The sequence below is a fragment of the Micromonospora globbae genome (genome assembly GCF_003610785.1).
GTDB classification, from domain to species: Bacteria; Actinomycetota; Actinomycetes; order Mycobacteriales; family Micromonosporaceae; genus Micromonospora; species Micromonospora globbae.
In genome coordinates, this window is record NZ_RAQQ01000002.1 from 241,879 (window position 1) to 258,707 (window position 16,829).

The window sequence follows — 16,829 nt, forward strand, 5'->3', positions numbered from 1 at the left end:
TCGCCATGTGTCGTGCGGCGCCTCCGCCGACCAGGCTGATCACCATGACACCAACGGTCGTCGAGGTCCTCGACGTGACGAAGAGCTACCCGGGCAGCGCCGGCGTGCGCGCCCTCGACGGTGTGTCGGTGGGCTTCGCCGCCGGCACGTTCTGCGCCGTGATGGGCCCCTCCGGGTCCGGGAAGTCGACGCTGCTGCACTGCGCGGCCGGCCTCGACCGGCCGGACAGCGGACGCGTGCTGCTGGCCGGGCAGGAGATCAGCGGGCTCCGCGAGCCGAAGCTGACCACCGTGCGGCGCCGGCGGGTCGGCTTCGTGTTCCAGTCGTACAACCTGATGGACTCGCTGTCCGTCTGGCACAACGTCCTGCTGCCGCAGCGGCTGGCGGGCGTGCGGCCGGATCGTTCCTGGGCGCGCGAGGTCATGCGGCGGGTGGGGCTCACCGGCCGGGAGAACGACCGGCCGGGCCAGCTCTCCGGTGGCCAGCGGCAGCGTGTCGCGCTCGCCCGGGCGCTGGCCGGGCGCCCGGAAGTGATCTTCGCGGACGAGCCCACCGGCGCCCTCGACCTCTCCACCGGACGCGAGGTGCTGGCGCTGCTGCGCGAGGCCGTGGACGGCTTCGGCACCGCCGTCATCATGGTCACCCACGACCCGGCCGCCGCCGCGTGGGCGGATCGCGTCGTCTTTCTCGCCGACGGCCGCATCGTGGCCGAGCTGGCGGACCCCACGGTCGAGAAGGTGGCGGCGCAGATGACGGCGGTGAGCGCCCGATGATGCGGCTCGCGCTCGGCTCGCTGCGCCGGCACCGCGGCGCGTACCTGGGCACCTTCCTCGCGGCCTTCCTGGCGGTGGCGCTGCTGGCCGGCGCCGGCCTGCTGCTCTTCTCGGTGCTGACCGCCAAGCCGCCGGCCGATCGGTTCGCCGCCACCGCCGTGGTGCTCTCCGGCGATCGCGAGGTCACCCTCCAGACGGTCAGGAAGAAGAAGGACAAGGTCAAGACGAAGACCAAGAGCGAGCGGCTGACCGGCGCCGGCACGCTGCCGGTCGACCTGGCCGGGCGGATCGCCGCGGTGCCGGGGGTCGCGGACGCGGTCGCCGACTACGCGTTCCCGGTGGCGTTCCCGGTGCGGGGCGAGGACGGCGCCCCCGTCGTCGGCCACGGTTGGGCGTCCGCCGCGCTCACCCCGTACACCCTGGAGCAGGGCCGCCCGCCGGCGGCGGGCGAGGTGGTGGTCGACGCGGACCTGGCCGCCCGCGGCGGCCTCTCCACCGGGGACCAGGTCCCGATCACGACCAGGACGGGCGTACGGACGCTGCGCGTGTCCGGCGTCGCCGCTCCCGCCGGACGGGACGGCCTGCCCGCCCAGGGCGCCGTGTTCCTCGCCGACCGGGAGGTCCCCGCCGTGTCCGGCCTGGCCGGTCCCACCGCGATCGGAGTGCTCGCCGCGCCGGGTGCGGACCGCGCCGCGCTCGCGGCGGCGGTACGCGCCGTGGCCGGCGACGCGACCCTGCTCACCGGCGCCGACAAGGTGCGCGGTGACCTGCCCGGGGCGCTGCCGGACTACATCGGCCCGATCTCCATCTTCGGCTTCACGATCGGGATCACCGCGTTCGCCGCCGTCTTCGTGCTCACCGGCACGGTCGCGCTGGGTGTGCGGCAGCGGCTGCGCGAGCTGGCCCTGCTGCGCACGGCGGGGGCGACCCCGGGGCAGCTGCGCCGCCTGCTCGGGCTGGAGAGCGTGGTGCTCGCGGCCGTCGCGGCGGTGCCGGCGATGCCGCTCGGTGTCGTGGTGGCCCGGGTGGTGGCCGCCCGGTTCCGCGCCCTCGGCGCGGTGCCGGCGCAGTTCACCGTCGGCGTGAACGTCCTGGTCCTCGGCGGGGCGGCCGCGGCCGGCGTGCTCGTGACGTTCGTCGCGGCCCGGATCGCCGGCCGGCGGGCGGTGCGGATCGCGCCGACGCAGGCACTGGTCGAGACCGCCACCGCCCCGCGCGGCGGCCTGCTCGTCCGCGTTCTCGCCGCCCTGGTCACCGCGGGCGGGGCCGTCGCGGTGCTCAGCTTCGTGCCGCTGGGCGGGCCGCTCGGCATGGGCATGAGCTTCGTGTCGTCCGCGCTGCTGCTGTGCGCGGTGGCCGCGCTCGGCCCGGTGCTGGTGCGCGCCCTGACCGCCGTCGTCGGCCGCCTGACGCGGGTGGCCGGGGTGACCGGCTGGCTGGCCGGCACGGTCGCCCGGGTGGAGAGCCGGCGCGTCGCCGCCGTCGCCGTGCCACTGGTGCTGATGTTCGCCGTCAACGCCACGATGCTGCTGAACAGCTCGCTGCTCGGCAGGCTCACCGCCGACGAGCACGCCGCCCGGAACGCGCCCGCGACCGGCCAGGTGACCGGCCCGGCCGGTCTGCCACTGGACGCGGTCGGCGACCTGGCCGCGCTGCCCGGCGTCACCGGAGCCGCCGCGACGCTGCCCACCCGGGCGATCGTCGCGCAGGGCGGCAAGCCGGAGGACCACCCCTCGCAGGGGCTGTTCCTGGCCGGCCGGGAGGCGGCCATCGACCTCGGCGTCCGGGAGGGGCGGATCGGTGGCGACGACACCTTCGCGGCCAGCTCCTACCTCGTGCGGCAGTACGGTTGGCGGGTCGGCGACGAGGTGCCGATCTGGCTGGCCGACGGGTACCAGGTCACGCTGCGGCTGGCCGCGGTGTACGAGCGGTCCCGGGGCTTCGGCGACATGGCGCTGCCCGCCCGCCTGGTCGCCGCGCACGACCCGCGCGGCCTGGTCGCGGCCGTCGCGCTGCGCTACGACGGAGACGTGGCGTCCCGCATCCGGGAGCGGTGGCCGGCCCTGCGGGTCACCCCGACGGCCGAGGCGGTCCGCGCCGGTGACGCGCAGAACCAGCAGGGCGCCTGGGAACTGATGGTGGTCATCTCCCTCGGCTTCACCGCCATCGCCGTGGTCAACACGTTCGCGATCGCCACCGCGGCCCGCCGGCGGGAGTACGCCGACCTGCGGCTGGCCGGGGCGACGGCCGGCCAGGTGCACCGCATGGTCACCGGCGAGGCGGCGATCACCGTGGCCGTCGGGCTGCTGCTCGGCGCGGCGGTCGCCGGGATCGTGGTGGGCGCGTTCAGCACGGCCCAGGACGGGGTCTTCCGGCTGATCGTGGACCCGGTGACGTACGCCGGCATGCTGGCCGGGGTCGCGGCCCTGGGCATGGTCGCCGGCGCCCTGCCGATCCGGCTGGTCCTGCGCCGCCGCGCGCTGCCCGCCGTGGCCGACGGTCGCTGATCATGGTGGCTATCCTGGTGCCGGTGAGGACGACCGGGCGGGCGCTGGGATACCTGGCCAGCGGTGTGCCCGCCGGGGTGGTGGGTCTCGTCTGGACCCTGGCGGCGACCCTGGTGGTCGGCCTGCTCGCCGTGACCCACCTCGGCGGACCGGCCTTCCTCGGCGCCGCCTGGGTCACCCGTCGGCTCGCCACCCTGGAGCGGCGGCGGGCCGGTTGGGTCCTCGACCGGCCGATCACGTCGCCCTACGTCCCGGTCACCGCCGACACCGTGGGGCGGCGGGTCGCCGCGGTCGCCGGCCAGCCGGCCACCTGGCGGGACGTGGCCTGGCTGGTGGTGCTGTTCCCGATCGGCCTCGCCGGCGGTGTCGCCGGCACGGTGATCGCGGCCGTCGACCTGGGCGCCGTCACCGCGCCGGCGTGGGCCTGGGCGGTGCCGAACCCGCACGCGCCGTTTCCCATGAAGCCGCTGCTCACCACCACGCCGGGCCGCTTCGGGCTCACCCTGATCGGGCTCGCGCTGCTGCCCCTGGCCGTGTGGCTGCTGCGCACCCTGGCCCGCGCCCAGACCGCCGCCGCCCGCGCGCTGCTGGCGCCGGGCCTGCACGCGCAGCTGGTCCAGGAGGCCGCCCGGCTCGCGCAGACCCGGGCCCGGGTGGTCGACGCCCAGGCCGCGGAACTGCGCCGGATCGAGCGCGACCTGCACGACGGTGCCCAGGCCCGGATCGTGGCCGCGGGCATGACCCTGGCGCTCGCGGCCCGCAAGCTGCGCACCGGCGGGGCGGCCGGACCCGACGTCGAGCTGGCCCGGCGCCAGCTCGACGAGGCCCTCGCCGAGCTGCGCCGGCTGGTGCGCGGCATCCACCCGCCGATCCTGACCGACCGCGGCCTTCACGCGGCCCTCGCGGCGCTGGCCGCCGACAGCCCGCTGGCCGTCGAGGTGCGCGGCGACCGGCAGGCGCGGTACCCCGCGGCCGTGGAGTCGGCCGCCTACTTCGTCGTCGCCGAGGGCCTCGCCAACGCCGCCAAGCACGCCGACGCGGCCACCTGCGTCGTCGACCTGACCCGGACCGACGCGGCGATCGTCGTGACGCTCACCGACGACGGCCGCGGCGGCGCCGACCCCTCCGGCGCCGGCCTCGACGGCCTGCGCCGGCGCGTGGAGGCCCTCGACGGCACGCTGACCATCACCAGCCCGCCCGGCGGGCCGACCGTACTGCGGGCGGAGTTCCCATGCGCATCGTGATCGCCGAAGACCTGCTGCTGCTGCGCGACGGCATCGTGCGGCTGCTCACCGACACCGGTCACACGGTCGTCGCCGCGGTGGACACCGCGCCCGACCTGCTCGCCGCGTACGACGAGCACCGGCCGGACCTGGCCGTCGTCGACGTACGGCTGCCGCCGGGCTTCCGCGACGAGGGGCTGCGCGCCGCGCTCCACCTCCGCGCCCGGGACCCGGACGGGCGGGTGCTGATCCTGTCCCAGTACGTGGAGCGGACGTACGCCGCGGAGCTGCTGGCGGACGGCCGGGGCGGGGTCGGGTACCTGCTCAAGGACCGGGTGACCGCGCTCGACGAGTTCCTCGACGCGATCGACCGGGTGGCGGCCGGCGGCACCGTGATGGACCCGGAGGTGGTCCGGCAGCTGTTCACCCGCAACAGCCGCACGAGCGGCGTCGGGGCGCTCACCCCGCGCGAGCGGGAGGTCCTCGGCCTGATGGCCCAGGGCCTGTCCAACGCGGCGATCTGCGCCGCGCTGGTCCTCGCGCCGGTGTCGGTCGAGAAGCACATCACGAACATCTTCGCGAAGCTCGACCTGCCGCCGGACGACGACGCGCACCGCCGGGTCCGTGCCGTCCTGGCCTACCTCAACCAGTGACCCCCACCCGGGTCACGGGTGCCGCGACCCCGACTCGTCCGCGACCTGGATGATCGTCCGGCCGGGCGTACGGCGGCGGCCGGCGAACGCCGAGGCCGCCTCGGACAGCGGCAGCACGGCGCCCACGACGGGCCGGAGCCGTCCGGCGCGGACCCGCTGGGCGAGGTCGGCCAGCCGGGCGCGATCGGGTTCGACGACGAAGAAGATCGCTCGCCCGTCCCGCGGCCGCACGGTGGGCGGCGCGGCGATGGTGACGACGGTGCCGCCGGGGCGTACCAGTTCGGTCGACCGTTCCAGGACGTCACCGCCGATGACGTCGAGGACCACGTCCACCTCGCCGGCGTCCCGCAGGTCGTCGGCGTCCAGGTCGAGGAAGGCGTGCGCGCCGAGGTCGAGCGCGACCTCGCGGTGGTCGGCGCGGCCGGTGCCGATCACGTGGGCGCCCACCTCGCGGGCGAGTTGGACGGCGATCGAGCCCACGCCGCCCGCGGCGCCGTGGACGAGGACGGTCTGTCCGGTCGTGAGGTGGCCGTGGTCGAAGAGCCCCTGCCAGGCGGTCAGTCCGGAGATGGGCAGCGCGGCGGCCACGGTGTGGTCGATGTCGGCCGCGAGGGGCGCGAGGTTGCGCGCCTCCACCGCCGTGTACTCGGCGAGCGTGCCGTTGCGGGCCCAGTCGGTCAACCCGAACACCCGCTGGCCCACCGTGAGGCCGGTGGTGCCGTAGCCGAGTTCCACCACGGTTCCGGACAGCTCGTGCCCCGGAATGCTGGGCGTCCGGTCGCGGCCGGAGCGATCGGTCCAGGTGGCGGGCCAGTCGAGCTCTCCGGGGGTGAAGCCCGCGGCGTGCACGCGCACGATGACGTCGTTCTCCGCCGCGTGGGGGTGGGGCATGTCCGTCAGGGTGAGGCCGCCGACGCCGGCGTCACGGTCTCGTACGGTGATCGCTCGCATGCGAGTCCTTCCGGGAGCGGTGGCCGGCACGGCGTGCCGCACCGACCACCGGGTTGGTGTCTGCTGGCTGTCCGGTCAGCTCGGCCAGGGCGCGCCGATGATGCGCTCGACCGTCGTCGTACGCCGGAAACCGGGGATGAAGTGCTCGATGATGTCGGAGTTCACGGTGCCGTTCGTGGTCTCCGGCCGGTCCTTGAACCCGTCGAACTGGGCGCGCAGGAACTCGTTCTTGAAGTCCCCGCGGGGGTGGACGGCGACGATCTCCGCCACCCGGTCCCGCTCCAGCCCGTCGAGACCGAGGCCGATCACGTCGGTCAGGACGCCGAGCTGCGTGATCGCGATCTCCGGACCCATCCGGTCGGGAATGCCCGGTGTGGTGTGCAGCGCGATCGCCGTCCAGACCGTCTCGGCGGCGGCCGTCGGGAACCCCCGCTCCAGCAGGAACCTCCGCGCGTGGTCGGCGCCGTCGACCTCGAACCGCTGCTCGACGTCGGAGAAGGGGTTCGCGAGGCCGACGTCGTGGAACAGGGCCGACAGGTAGAGCAGCTCCGGGTCCGGTTCCGCGCCGAGCGCGCGGGCGTGCATCAGGCCGAAGAGGAAGACCCGCCGGGAGTGGTGGTAGATGAGAGGGCTGGTCGTCTCCCGCACGAGCCGGGTCGCTTCGGCGACCGCCGCCGTCTCAGGAATCTCCAGTCCCGCGATGACCTCTGGCATGACCTCAGACTTTCCAGGAGCGTGGCTGGTGGTGTGGCCCGGATGGGCGACTTTCATGCTGCCCACCGACCCGGCCGCGGTGCCGCCTTCCTCCGGCCAGGAACCACCGATATCCGGACATGACGAGGACGCACCACCGCCCCACCCGCCACCGGCGGTCCGAAGCCACCCCCGGGGAGGGGTCCCCATCGTCGCCGGCGCGGAGCGTGCTACCAATGAACGGTGTCACGCCCCCCACGTCGCCGCCCGGGCGGCGGCCAGGGTCCGGCAGGTCGCCGCGCGGACCCGGGTTCCGAGGTACGCGCCGATCCGGGGGTGGCGCGGTGGTGAGCAGCGCCCCCCACCGCGTCGCGGTCCTCGTCTACGACGGGGTGACCCTGCTGGACGTCGCCGGTCCCGCGGAGGTGTTCAAGGAGGCGAACCGGTTCGGCGCCGACTACCGGATCGTGTTCCTGTCGCCGACCGGTGCGGACGTCACGTCGAACCTCGGGGTCCGCATCGCCGTCGACGGCGCCGTCGCCTCGGAGCCGGCCGCGGACACCCTGCTGGTGGCCGGATCCGACCGCTACCCGCGCGCCCGTGTCCCCGGCGACCTGGCGGACGCCACGCGGATACCGGCGGCCACCGCCGGCCGGGTCGCGTCGGTCTGCACCGGTGCGTTCGTCCTCGCCGCCGCCGGTCTCCTCGACGGCAAGCGGGCCACCACCCACTGGCAGGTCGCGCACCAGCTCGCCGCGTGGTGCCCGACGTGCCGGGTCGAGGCCGACGCGATCTACGTCCGCGACGGCGCCACGTACACCTCGGCGGGCGTGACGGCCGGCATCGACCTGGCGCTCGCCCTCGTCGAGGAGGACCACGGGCCCGACCTGGCCCGCGAGGTCGCCCGGGCCCTCGTGGTGTACATGCAGCGCGCGGGCGACCAGTCCCAGTTCTCGGCGCCGTTGCAGGGGCCGCCGCCCCGCTCGCCGGCTCTGCGCAGGATCACCGACCTGGTGACGGCGAACCCCCGCGGGGACCACTCCCTCGGCGAACTCGCGAGACACCTCAACGTGAGCCCCCGGCACCTCACCCGGCTCTTCCACGACGAGCTGTCCACGACGCCGGCCCGCTACGTCGAGAGCATCCGATTCGACATGGCCAGGGCACTGCTCGACCAGGGACACACCGCGACGCAGGCCGCGACCCTCGCCGGGTTCCCCAGCTACGAGAGCATGCGACGGGTCTTCGCCCGGAAGCTGTCCATCAGCCCCGCCGCCTACCAGCGCCGGTTCCGCACGACCCGCCGCGCCGGCGCGGGCTAGCTGTCCTGCCCAGGCACGTTGGTTGAGGTTGTGTGACGACATGACCTGACGGAGCGGGCGCGCCGGCGGCCAGCTGCGAGGCGCTTGGTGCCGCCCGCGCGCCGCACGGGCGCGGCACTCAGTCGAGCAGTCCGGCCTGGTGGGCGAGGATCGCGGCCTGGACCCGGTTGGCGAGGTCCAGCTTCGCCAGGATCCGGCTGACGTGGGTCTTCGCCGTCGCCTCGCTCATGTAGAGCGTCGCCGCGATCTCGCTGTTGGACATGCCCCGGCCGATGGTGACCAGCACCTCCCGCTCCTTGTCCGTGAGCACCGCGAGCCGCCGTTCGGCGTCGCCGCGCCGGTCCGGTGTGGGCTCGGCGAACGTCCGGATGAGCCGGCGCGTGACCCGGGGCGAGATCATCGCGTCACCGCGTGCCGCGCTGCGCACGGCGGCGAGCATGTCGTCGGCCGAGGCGTCCTTGAGCAGGAACCCGACGGCGCCGTTGCGGAGCGCGGTGTGCACGTACTCGTCGAGGTCGAACGTGGTGAGGACGACGACGTAGGGCGGCCGGTCGAGTCTCGCGATCCGCCCGGTCGCCGTCAGCCCGTCGGTCCGCGGCATGCGGATGTCCATGAGGACCACGTCCGGCCGGAGCGTCCGGGCGAGCTCGACGGCCTCGGCGCCGTCGGAGGCCTCGCCCACCACCGTGATGTCGGGGGCGGCCTCGAGGATGGTGCGCAGCATGGCACGCACCATCCACTCGTCGTCGACGATCAGCGTCCTAGTCGGTGCGGTCATCGTCCGCCTCGGGTGCGATCGGCATCTCGGCAACCAGCTCGAACGCGCCGTCGGCGGTGGGGCCCGCGGTGAGTGTCCCGCCGATCAGGCGTACGCGCTCGCCGAGGCCGAGCAGCCCGTGGCCGCCGGCGGGCAGGGCCGCACCGGGGGTGGGCCGGCCGCGGCCGTTGCTGATCGTAACCCGCAGCGACCGCCGCGTCTGCTGGACGCGGACGCGGGTCCGGGCGCCCGGAGCGTGCCGGTGCACGTTGGTCAGGGCCTCCTGCACGACGCGGTACACGGCGTGCTCGACGAGGAGCGGCGGACGCGCGCCGGTGGCGTTCTCCATCTCCAGGGTGACCGGTACGCCGAGCCGCCGGGACTCGTCGACCAGCGCCGCCAGGTCGGCGAGGCCGGCCTGCGGAGCCAGCGGCATGTCGTCGTCGGCGCGGAGGACCGCGACGAGGGAGCGCAGTTCCGCGAGCGCGGCGCGCCCGATCGCGCCGATCTGCCGCCCCATCCGCACGGCGTTCTCGCCCCCGGACGCCTCCAGCGCGGTGGCGTGCAGCACCATCAGCGACACCCGGTGGGTGACGACGTCGTGCATGTCGCGGGCGATCTGGGCCCGTTCGTCGCTACGGGCCTGCGCCACCCGCTCGTGTTGTTCGCGTTCGAGCCGCTCGGCCCGTTCCCGGATCCGTTCGACCAGGTTGCGCCGGGTGCCGACGTACAGACCGAGCAGCGCCGGCGCGACGCACACCGCGACGGTGACCGGGATGGCCCCGTCCGCGCCGGCGTACCACCAGATCGGGACGCCGACCAGGACCACCGAGACCAGGATGCTGACGGCGACCTTCGGCCACGCCGTCGTGCGGTCGGCCAGCGTGTAGAGCGCCAGCATGACGGCCACCTGGGCCGGCACGAGGACGTTGGCCACGAGCGTGCCGGCCAGCATGATCGCCGGGGCCCGGCGGCGCCGCCAGGACAGCACGCCGACCGCGACGCCGAGGGGAACGCCGAGCCACGCCGGGGGAAGGCCCGGCTCGAACCCGGCGAGGGTGGGCCCGAAGAAGTCGACCCCGAACTGGCCCGTCGCCACGCACAGCGCCGCGGCGGACGCCACCACCGCGTCGATCACCGGACGGCGGCGGGACCAACGCACCACCTGGTGCAGACGAGGCGAGGTCATCGTGCTCCCACCCTAGGGTCCGCCGACAGCCACCGGCGTCGGCCGAAAGTTGTACGCCACCTGCGCGGATTCTCACCGACCCGACGAGCGGCCATCCCGGATCCGCCGATGTCCGCGCGACCGCCGACGGCGACGCTCGGCACATGGGAAGAAAACGCCTCGACCCGCGAGGGCTGCAGCTCGTCTTCGGAGCCTTCGCCCTCATCGCGGGCACCCTGACCGCGCAGCGCCCCGACCCGCCCCACCCGCTGTTCACGACCGCGGCGACCTACGGCTACGCGGTCGCGGCCGTGCTGTCGATCGTCGGCTGGTTCGCATTGGGGCGCCCCGCGACCGCCGCGTACGCCCGGCGGGTTCTGATCGTCTTCCACCTGATCTTCGTGCCGGCGCAGTTCCTGTTCCTGCTGGCCCACGAGCTGCCGTGGCTGGGCATGGCGCTGTCCTCGGCGATCGTGGTCAGCCAGCGGCCCCGCTTCCCGCGGCTGGGGCGGACGTCGCGCAAGGTGTGGCTGACACTGCACGTCGGCATCGGGGTCGGCTGGTTGGGCGTGGCCACCGGCATGCTGGCGCTGGCGATCATCGGGGCGACGGCCGACACCCACGAGACGCAGCACGGCGCGTACCTGATGCTGCACCGGTTCGACCTTCTCCTCGCGATCCCGAGCGCCTTCCTGTCGATCATCACCGGTGTCGTGGTCTCACTCGGCACGCCCTGGGGTCTGCTCCGGCACTGGTGGGTGCTCGCCAAGCTGGCCATCGCGCTCGCCCTGCCGCTCCTCGCGTCGTTCGAGGGGCCCTGGATCGAGGAGCTCGAGGCCCGCAGCGCGGACGGCGTGATCGAGACCGGTACGACGGGGCTGCTGCTGACCGGTGCCATGGGGCTGTTCGCCGCCCTGCTGTGGACCGCGGTGATCCTCTCCGTCTTCAAGCCCGGCGGCCGGACCCGGTGGGGGCGTCCCAAGGGCGAGCCCCGCCGCACCCCGCGGACCGCGTCCACCGGGGCCGCGCGTCCGGCGCCCGGCGTGGCGCTCGCGCCGCCGGCCGGCAACGTCTGACACCCCCACCAGAAGGAGACAACCCGTGAGCAGTGCGTACGCCATAGAGGTCGACACCCTGACGAAGACGTTCGGTCGGCTCAAGGCCGTCGACGGACTGAGCTTCACCGCCGAGTACGGTCGCGTGGTCGGCTTCATCGGCCCCAACGGCGCCGGCAAGACCACCACCATGCGCGCCCTCGTCGGCCACATCCGGCCGGACACCGGCCGCGCGCACGTGGCCGGACGACCCTACCGGGAGCTGACCGACCCGCTGGGCACCGTCGGCGCCGTCCTGGAGGCCGGCGCCATGCACCCGGGCCGCAGCGGCCGGAACCACCTGCGGATCCTGGCCCGGCAGGGCGGGATTCCCGCGCGACGCGTCGAGGAGGTCATCGACGGAGTCGGTCTCGGTCGCGCGGCCGACCGCCGGGTGGGTGGCTACTCCCTCGGCATGCGCCAGCGGCTCGCCCTGGCCGCGGCGCTGCTCGGCGATCCCGCGATCCTGATGCTCGACGAGCCCGCCAACGGGCTCGACCCCGAGGGCATCCGCTGGCTGCGTGAGTTCCTGCGCGGCCTCGCCGCCGAGGGGCGGTCCGTGCTCGTGTCGAGCCACGGGCTGGCCGAGCTCGCGCTGATGGTGGACGAGGCCGTCGTCGTCGCGCACGGCCGGCTCGTCGTCCAGCAGCCCCTGGCCGAGCTGCGAAGGCTCGTGGGCGGCCGGACGGTGCGCATCAGCGTCCCCGAGCCCGACCGCCTCGCTGCCCTGCTGGCCGAACGGGGCCACCGGGTCCTCGGGTGCGCCGGGGACACCGTCACCGTCGGGGGCGACGACGCCCGCGCCGTCGGGAGGGTCGCCTTCGACCACGACATCGGGGTGGACCGTCTCCTCGTCGAGGAGCCCTCGCTGGAAGAGGCCTACTTCCGCCTCACCGCTGGAAAGGAATCGATCCGATGAGCGCGCTGACCCGCGCCGAGCTCATGAAGCTCCGCACCCTCCGGTCGACCTGGGTGGTGCTCCTCGTCCTGCCGGTCGTGGCTGTCGTCACCCTGATGGATGCCGCGCTGGACCCCGTGGAGCACAACACGCGCATCGTCGACTTCATGGACGTCTCACTCGCCGTGGTGAGCGTGGTCGTGGCCGCCTTCGCGGCGGCGCTGGTCGGCGGCGAGTTCGTCCGCCGGACCGTGGGGCTCGACTACCTGGCGGTGCCGAGGCGCGTCCCCGTGCTCGCCGCCAAGGTGTCGGCCTTCGCCGGCGTCGGCGCCGTCCTCGGGCTGCTGTCCGCGCTGCTGGCCACGGTCGTGGCCGCACCGATCGCCCTGGGGCGCGATGTCGTGCTCGACGGCCCGGGCGACGCCGTCCTGCGCGTCCTGGCGGTGACCGCCGCCGTGGCCGCCCTCAGCGCGCTGGGCGCCGCCGTGGGTGTGCTGGTGCCCCACCCGGCCGTCGCCGTCGGGGCGGTGATCGGGTGGCAGATCGTCGAGATGCTGCTCGGGACGGCCCTCGGCATCGGCGACTACCTGCCGATCCGCCTCGTCACGACGGTCGCGCACCTGGGCGGCACCGTGCCGCTGCCGGTGGCGTTCGGACTCCTGTGCCTGTACGTCGCCGGCGCGGTGGGTGTCGCCCTGCTCGTCGGGAGACGCCGCGACCTCGCCTGAGTCTCCGCGACGTGGCGAGGTGGGCTCCGGCCCGGCGGGGTCCCGCCGGGCCGGAGTGTCACTCGGGTCGGACGATCAGCTCGTCCGCACCGAACCGCTCACCTCGCTGTCGCGCACGGTGGCGCCGATGGCGTCCACCGAGCCGTTCACCCGGCTCTCCACGATCGACACCACGGAGGCGCCGGCGGCGTGGAGGGAGCCGTTGAGCGTCGAGTCGAAGGCGATCAGGCCCGCGCCCGGAGCGACCTTGATCGCGCCGTTCACGGTGGCCCCGTCCAGGCAGGTGACGCCCGAGCTGACCGTGAGGCCGCCGTTCTGCCGCGTGCTCAGAACGGTGGTGCAGGCCGGGTAGCTGGGCTGGGTCTGCACGTTCAGCTCCGCGAAGGAGAACGCCCGGGCGTTGTTCGTCCGCGGGTCGTCCAGCTTCAGGACGTCCAGGCCCTTCTGGATGTCGTTCGAGTAGATGTATCCGTTGTGGTAGTACGTCGACCAGGCCCCACCGAGGATGCGGCGGGTCTCCGAGAGCGGGCCGCGCTCCCAGTAGGCGATCTCGACCGGGTTGGCCGAGTCGGTGAAGTCGATCACCGAGATGCCGCCCTGGTACCAGGCCTGGACCATGATGTCGCGGCCCATGGCCGGGATCAGCGAGCCGTTGTGCGCGACGCAGTTCTCCAGGGTCGTGTTCAACCGCGGGATCTTGAAGTAGCTCCGGAACACCAGCTCACGGTCGGCGCCGGAGCCCACGATGTCGTAGATCGCGTCGGCGCCCTGGTTGGTCCGGTAGCTGCTGGTGCAGATCGCGCTGCTGCCGCCGCCCAGCTCGTCGGTGAAGACGACCTTGGTGCCGGTGTTGTTGAACGTGGCCGAGTGCCAGAACGCGAAGTTCGTGTCCCGGACCTGGCTGAGGACCACCGGGTTCTCGCGGTCGGAGATGTCGAACAGGACGCCGTCACCCATGCAGGCGCCGGCGGCCAGGTCCAGCTCCGGGTACGCGGTGATGTCGTGGCAGCCGCTCGTGGAGCCGGCGCCGGTGGTGCCCGGGAAGAGGACCGGGGTGGCCACCACGGCGGCGCTGGTCGGGTTGTCCAGCGGCACCTTGACGATCGAGATCTTGTCGTGCGGGGGCTTGCAGTAGAACGCGCCGTTCGACGGGCCGTACGACTGGATGTAGACGTAGACGCTCTTGCCGTCCTTGCTCGGCACCAGCGTCTGGGTGTGCGAGCCGCAGTCGGTCCGGACCGACTTGATGTACCGCGGGTTCGCCTTGTCGCTGATGTCGAAGATCCGGATGCCCTCCCAGGAACTCTCGAGGGCGGAGGACGCGCTCGTGCTGCTGCACGAGTCGTTGCTCCGGGGCGCGTCGACAGCGAGGAACAGCAGGTTGCCGAAGACCGACGGGTCGCCCTGCGAGCCGGAGCAGACCACCTGGCTGACCACCTCGGGCGAGGTGGGGTCGCTGACGTCGAAGACGTTGAAGCCCTCGTAGTTGCCGGCGAAGACGTAGTTGCCCTGGAAGGCCAGGTCCGAGTTGTACGCGCCCTCGCTGGCGAAACCGCCGAACTTCGGGATGTTGGCGATCTGCCGGATGTTGTCGCTGCTGGAGATCTCGTCGACGCCGGGGATCTCGGCGGCGGCGGTCACGTCGTCGGCCGCCTCCTCCGCGATGCAGTACTCGGCGAAGTTGTCTCCGGCGGCCCGGAAGGACTCGCAGTTGTCTGCGGCTCCCGTCGAGTCGGCGCCGCTGGCCGGCGCCGCGGCGCCGACGGCGGTGAGGAGCAGGGCGCCGGTGGCGGCGAGGCCGACGGCCAGCTTCCTGCTCCCTCGGGGGATCGGTTGGGACATGTAGTGACACCCTTCGTCGCGGGTGAGCAATGGGTAGCGGGACGATAACCCTGACTCGAAACTCAGTCGGCGTGGGTTTAGATCACGCTTCGGCAACACGGCCGACTTTGTGGCGGCTCAAATATCCGCAGGTCAGGCAATCGAGCCTTTTCGCTACCGGTGAGGCTGCCGTCGCTGGTCAACGCCGCGCTACCATCCCCGCCAACCTCGGGCGTAGGGCGGGAGTCGAGTGGTGGCAGGTGGACGGATGCGGGTCTTCTCCCGGCAGTCGCGGACGGTCGTGCTGGTCGAGCTGGCCGTCGTCGTGATCGTCGCGGTCGCGGCGGCGTTCGCCGTCTGGTGGCCCGACGGTGACCCGCGGCCGGCGGCGAGGACGAACGCGCCGCAGTCGATCGACCTGCCCGGCCTGCCGGACTCCACCGCCCCGGTGCTGATGCCCGGGCGTCCCGGCGAACCGGCGGAGAGTCGCCGGGCGAACGAGATGACGCCCGCGCCGCGCGCGTCGTACAACAACGCCGACATCCGCTTCGTCACGATGATGATCCCCCACCACGAGCAGGCGCTGGTGATGGCCCGGCTCGTCGGGGAGCGGAGCGGGAACCCGCAGCTGAAGATCATCGCCGACCGGATCCTGGCCGCTCAGGAGCCGGAGATCAGGACGCTCGAGACCTGGTTGACGGACCGCGGCCTGGACCGCACGTCCGGCGGGAACCACCAGCACGCGATGCGGGGGATGCAGTCGGCGGAGGCGCTGGACCGCCTCACCGCCGCGCGCGGCGCCGACTTCGACCGGATGTTCGTGAGCATGATGACCGACCACCACCAGGGCGCGATCGACATGGCCGGGGAGGTGCTGGCCCTCGGGGTGGACGGCATCGTCAACGAGCTGGCCAGCGGCGTGGTCGTCGAGCAGGGGGCCGAGATCAACCGGATGCGCCAGGTGCTGGAGGCCGCGCGCTGAGCTGCGCTCCGCGTACGCCCGCCGGCAGTGGGCCGGCGAAGTGAACGTTAACACGGCCGCAAGTGAGCGCTAACATACGCACGACTTCCGATCGTGTCAATAGTCCTACCTGCGCTGATATCTCCCGTTGACAAAGAGGACATGAGGGGTTGACATCTCCTGATGTTAACGCTCACACTTCTGCGCCAGATGGGCAGTGGCTGCCAGGCGGCGGAGTCAGGGCCGGCCGCACGGGAGGGCCCACCATGGCGTCAGAAAGGTGGAGGACAGTCCAATGTCGAAGAGGTTCCTCGCGGCCGTCGCCGGTGTGGTGCTGGCCGTCGGCCTGACCGGGTGCGGCGGGGATTCGTCCGCGTCCGGTGGAGGCGGATCCGACGACGGCACCATCACGATGGGCTTCGCCCAGGTGGGTGCCGAGTCCGGGTGGCGTACCGCCAACACCAAGTCCATCCAGGACTCGGCCAAGGAGGCCGGGATCGAGCTCAAGTTCTCCGACGCGCAGCAGAAGCAGGAGAACCAGATCAAGGCGATCCGGAGCTACATCCAGCAGAAGGTGGACGTCATCGCGTTCAGCCCGGTCGTCGAGACCGGTTGGGACGCCGTGCTGCTCGAGGCCAAGCGCGCCAACATCCCGGTGATCCTCACCGACCGCGCCGTGGACTCGGAGGACACGTCGCTCTACAAGACCTTCCTCGGGTCCGACTTCGTCGAGGAGGGCAAGAAGGCCGGCGAGTGGCTGGTCAAGGAGTCCGCGGGCAAGAGCGAGGTGAACGTCGTCGAGCTCCAGGGCACGACCGGCGCCGCCCCCGCCATCGACCGCAAGGAGGGCTTCGCCGAGGCCATCAAGGCGGCCCCGCAGATCAAGGTCGTCGCCTCCCAGACGGGTGACTTCACCCGGTCCGGTGGCAAGCAGGTGATGGAGGCCTTCCTCAAGTCCAACCCGAAGATCGACGTGGTCTACGCCCACAACGACGACATGGGCCTGGGCGCCATCGAGGCCATCGAGGCGGCGGGCAAGAAGCCGGGCGTCGACATCAAGATCATCACCGTCGACGCGGTGCGCGACGGCATGCAGGCCCTCGCCGACGGCAAGATCAACTTCATCGTCGAGTGCAACCCGCTCCTCGGCCCCCAGCTCATGGACCTCGCCAAGAAGGTCGTCAACGGCGAGCAGGTGCCCGAGCGCGTGGTGACGGAGGAGACGACGTTCACCCAGGAGCAGGCGAAGGCCGAGCTGCCCAACCGCAAGTACTGAGACC

Annotated in this window: 15 protein-coding genes; 10 read left to right on the forward strand and 5 right to left on the reverse strand. The window is 73.2% G+C overall.

Annotated elements, in window-relative coordinates; genetic code table 11:
• The first annotated feature begins 44 nt into the window (after positions 1-44).
• The 4 genes from D7I43_RS03510 to D7I43_RS03525 are packed head-to-tail and all read left to right on the forward strand — an operon-like array spanning position 45 to position 5,156.
• On the forward strand, positions 45-773 hold the full coding sequence (locus D7I43_RS03510; protein WP_120326902.1) for an ABC transporter ATP-binding protein: 729 nt from the start codon (positions 45-47) through the stop codon (positions 771-773).
• Positions 770-3,280 (forward strand): FtsX-like permease family protein, encoded by a 2,511-nt coding sequence (locus tag D7I43_RS03515; RefSeq protein WP_120326903.1) that lies wholly within the window; start codon positions 770-772, stop codon positions 3,278-3,280. Before D7I43_RS03510 ends, D7I43_RS03515 begins: the two co-directional genes overlap by 4 nt.
• Before the next feature lie 23 nt (positions 3,281-3,303).
• Positions 3,304-4,524: a sensor histidine kinase gene (locus tag D7I43_RS03520; RefSeq protein WP_240032781.1), complete on the forward strand. Its 1,221-nt coding sequence runs from the start codon at positions 3,304-3,306 to the stop codon at positions 4,522-4,524.
• Complete coding sequence (locus D7I43_RS03525) at positions 4,512-5,156, forward strand: response regulator transcription factor (RefSeq protein ID WP_120326905.1); 645 nt, start codon at positions 4,512-4,514, stop codon at positions 5,154-5,156. Before D7I43_RS03520 ends, D7I43_RS03525 begins: the two co-directional genes overlap by 13 nt.
• A gap of 12 nt (positions 5,157-5,168) precedes the next feature.
• Here the strand turns inward: D7I43_RS03525 and D7I43_RS03530 are convergent, their stop codons facing one another.
• Entirely contained in the window at positions 5,169-6,047 is an 879-nt protein-coding gene (locus D7I43_RS03530) for an NADP-dependent oxidoreductase (protein WP_240032782.1), read from the reverse strand.
• Positions 6,048-6,182: 135 nt separating this feature from the next.
• Positions 6,183-6,821 (reverse strand): HD domain-containing protein, encoded by a 639-nt coding sequence (locus D7I43_RS03535; RefSeq protein ID WP_120326907.1) that lies wholly within the window; start codon positions 6,819-6,821, stop codon positions 6,183-6,185.
• 326 nt (positions 6,822-7,147) lie between these two features.
• On the opposite strand from D7I43_RS03535, the gene D7I43_RS03540 reads away from it, so the two are divergent.
• Positions 7,148-8,122 (forward strand): GlxA family transcriptional regulator, encoded by a 975-nt coding sequence (locus D7I43_RS03540; RefSeq protein ID WP_240032783.1) that lies wholly within the window; start codon positions 7,148-7,150, stop codon positions 8,120-8,122.
• 118 nt (positions 8,123-8,240) lie between these two features.
• Here the strand turns inward: D7I43_RS03540 and D7I43_RS03545 are convergent, their stop codons facing one another.
• Positions 8,241-8,900, reverse strand: coding sequence for a response regulator (locus D7I43_RS03545; RefSeq protein WP_120326909.1), 660 nt, complete (start codon positions 8,898-8,900; stop codon positions 8,241-8,243).
• The gene (locus tag D7I43_RS03550) at positions 8,884-10,068 is read right to left on the reverse strand and encodes a sensor histidine kinase (protein WP_120326910.1); all 1,185 of its coding nucleotides are present in this window, start codon (positions 10,066-10,068) and stop codon (positions 8,884-8,886) included. The genes D7I43_RS03545 and D7I43_RS03550 overlap by 17 nt, the downstream gene beginning before the upstream one ends.
• A gap of 143 nt (positions 10,069-10,211) precedes the next feature.
• Here D7I43_RS03550 and D7I43_RS03555 point away from each other — a divergent pair, with 143 nt between their 5' ends.
• The 3 genes from D7I43_RS03555 to D7I43_RS03565 are packed head-to-tail and all read left to right on the forward strand — an operon-like array spanning position 10,212 to position 12,767.
• Entirely contained in the window at positions 10,212-11,123 is a 912-nt protein-coding gene (locus D7I43_RS03555; protein WP_120326911.1) for a hypothetical protein, read from the forward strand.
• A 25-nt stretch (positions 11,124-11,148) separates the two neighbouring features.
• Positions 11,149-12,060: an ATP-binding cassette domain-containing protein gene (locus D7I43_RS03560; protein WP_120326912.1), complete on the forward strand. Its 912-nt coding sequence runs from the start codon at positions 11,149-11,151 to the stop codon at positions 12,058-12,060.
• Positions 12,057-12,767: a hypothetical protein gene (locus D7I43_RS03565; protein WP_120326913.1), complete on the forward strand. Its 711-nt coding sequence runs from the start codon at positions 12,057-12,059 to the stop codon at positions 12,765-12,767. The genes D7I43_RS03560 and D7I43_RS03565 overlap by 4 nt, the downstream gene beginning before the upstream one ends.
• Positions 12,768-12,842: 75 nt before the next feature.
• Here the strand turns inward: D7I43_RS03565 and D7I43_RS03570 are convergent, their stop codons facing one another.
• Positions 12,843-14,609: an LVIVD repeat-containing protein gene (locus tag D7I43_RS03570; RefSeq protein ID WP_420870180.1), complete on the reverse strand. Its 1,767-nt coding sequence runs from the start codon at positions 14,607-14,609 to the stop codon at positions 12,843-12,845.
• A 247-nt stretch (positions 14,610-14,856) separates the two neighbouring features.
• On the opposite strand from D7I43_RS03570, the gene D7I43_RS03575 reads away from it, so the two are divergent.
• Both D7I43_RS03575 and D7I43_RS03580 read left to right on the forward strand, forming a co-directional pair.
• Positions 14,857-15,570: a DUF305 domain-containing protein gene (locus D7I43_RS03575; RefSeq protein WP_120326914.1), complete on the forward strand. Its 714-nt coding sequence runs from the start codon at positions 14,857-14,859 to the stop codon at positions 15,568-15,570.
• 274 nt (positions 15,571-15,844) lie between these two features.
• The gene (locus D7I43_RS03580; protein ID WP_120326915.1) at positions 15,845-16,825 is read left to right on the forward strand and encodes an ABC transporter substrate-binding protein; all 981 of its coding nucleotides are present in this window, start codon (positions 15,845-15,847) and stop codon (positions 16,823-16,825) included.
• The last annotated feature ends 4 nt before the right edge of the window (positions 16,826-16,829 follow it).

Excerpts from the sequence above, each read along its gene's own strand:
- D7I43_RS03510 (WP_120326902.1), top strand. The coding sequence starts at position 45 with ATGACACCAACGGTCGTCGAGGTCCTCGACGTGACGAAGAGCTACCCG.
- D7I43_RS03515 (WP_120326903.1), top strand. The coding sequence starts at position 770 with ATGATGCGGCTCGCGCTCGGCTCGCTGCGCCGGCACCGCGGCGCGTAC.
- D7I43_RS03525 (WP_120326905.1), top strand. The coding sequence starts at position 4,512 with ATGCGCATCGTGATCGCCGAAGACCTGCTGCTGCTGCGCGACGGCATC.
- D7I43_RS03530 (WP_240032782.1), bottom strand. The coding sequence starts at position 6,047 with ATGCCCCACCCCCACGCGGCGGAGAACGACGTCATCGTGCGCGTGCAC.
- D7I43_RS03535 (WP_120326907.1), bottom strand. The coding sequence starts at position 6,821 with ATGCCAGAGGTCATCGCGGGACTGGAGATTCCTGAGACGGCGGCGGTC.
- D7I43_RS03545 (WP_120326909.1), bottom strand. The coding sequence starts at position 8,900 with ATGACCGCACCGACTAGGACGCTGATCGTCGACGACGAGTGGATGGTG.
- D7I43_RS03550 (WP_120326910.1), bottom strand. The coding sequence starts at position 10,068 with ATGACCTCGCCTCGTCTGCACCAGGTGGTGCGTTGGTCCCGCCGCCGT.
- D7I43_RS03555 (WP_120326911.1), top strand. The coding sequence starts at position 10,212 with ATGGGAAGAAAACGCCTCGACCCGCGAGGGCTGCAGCTCGTCTTCGGA.
- D7I43_RS03565 (WP_120326913.1), top strand. The coding sequence starts at position 12,057 with ATGAGCGCGCTGACCCGCGCCGAGCTCATGAAGCTCCGCACCCTCCGG.
- D7I43_RS03570 (WP_420870180.1), bottom strand. The coding sequence starts at position 14,609 with ATGTCCCAACCGATCCCCCGAGGGAGCAGGAAGCTGGCCGTCGGCCTC.
- D7I43_RS03575 (WP_120326914.1), top strand. The coding sequence starts at position 14,857 with ATGCGGGTCTTCTCCCGGCAGTCGCGGACGGTCGTGCTGGTCGAGCTG.
- D7I43_RS03580 (WP_120326915.1), top strand. The coding sequence starts at position 15,845 with ATGTCGAAGAGGTTCCTCGCGGCCGTCGCCGGTGTGGTGCTGGCCGTC.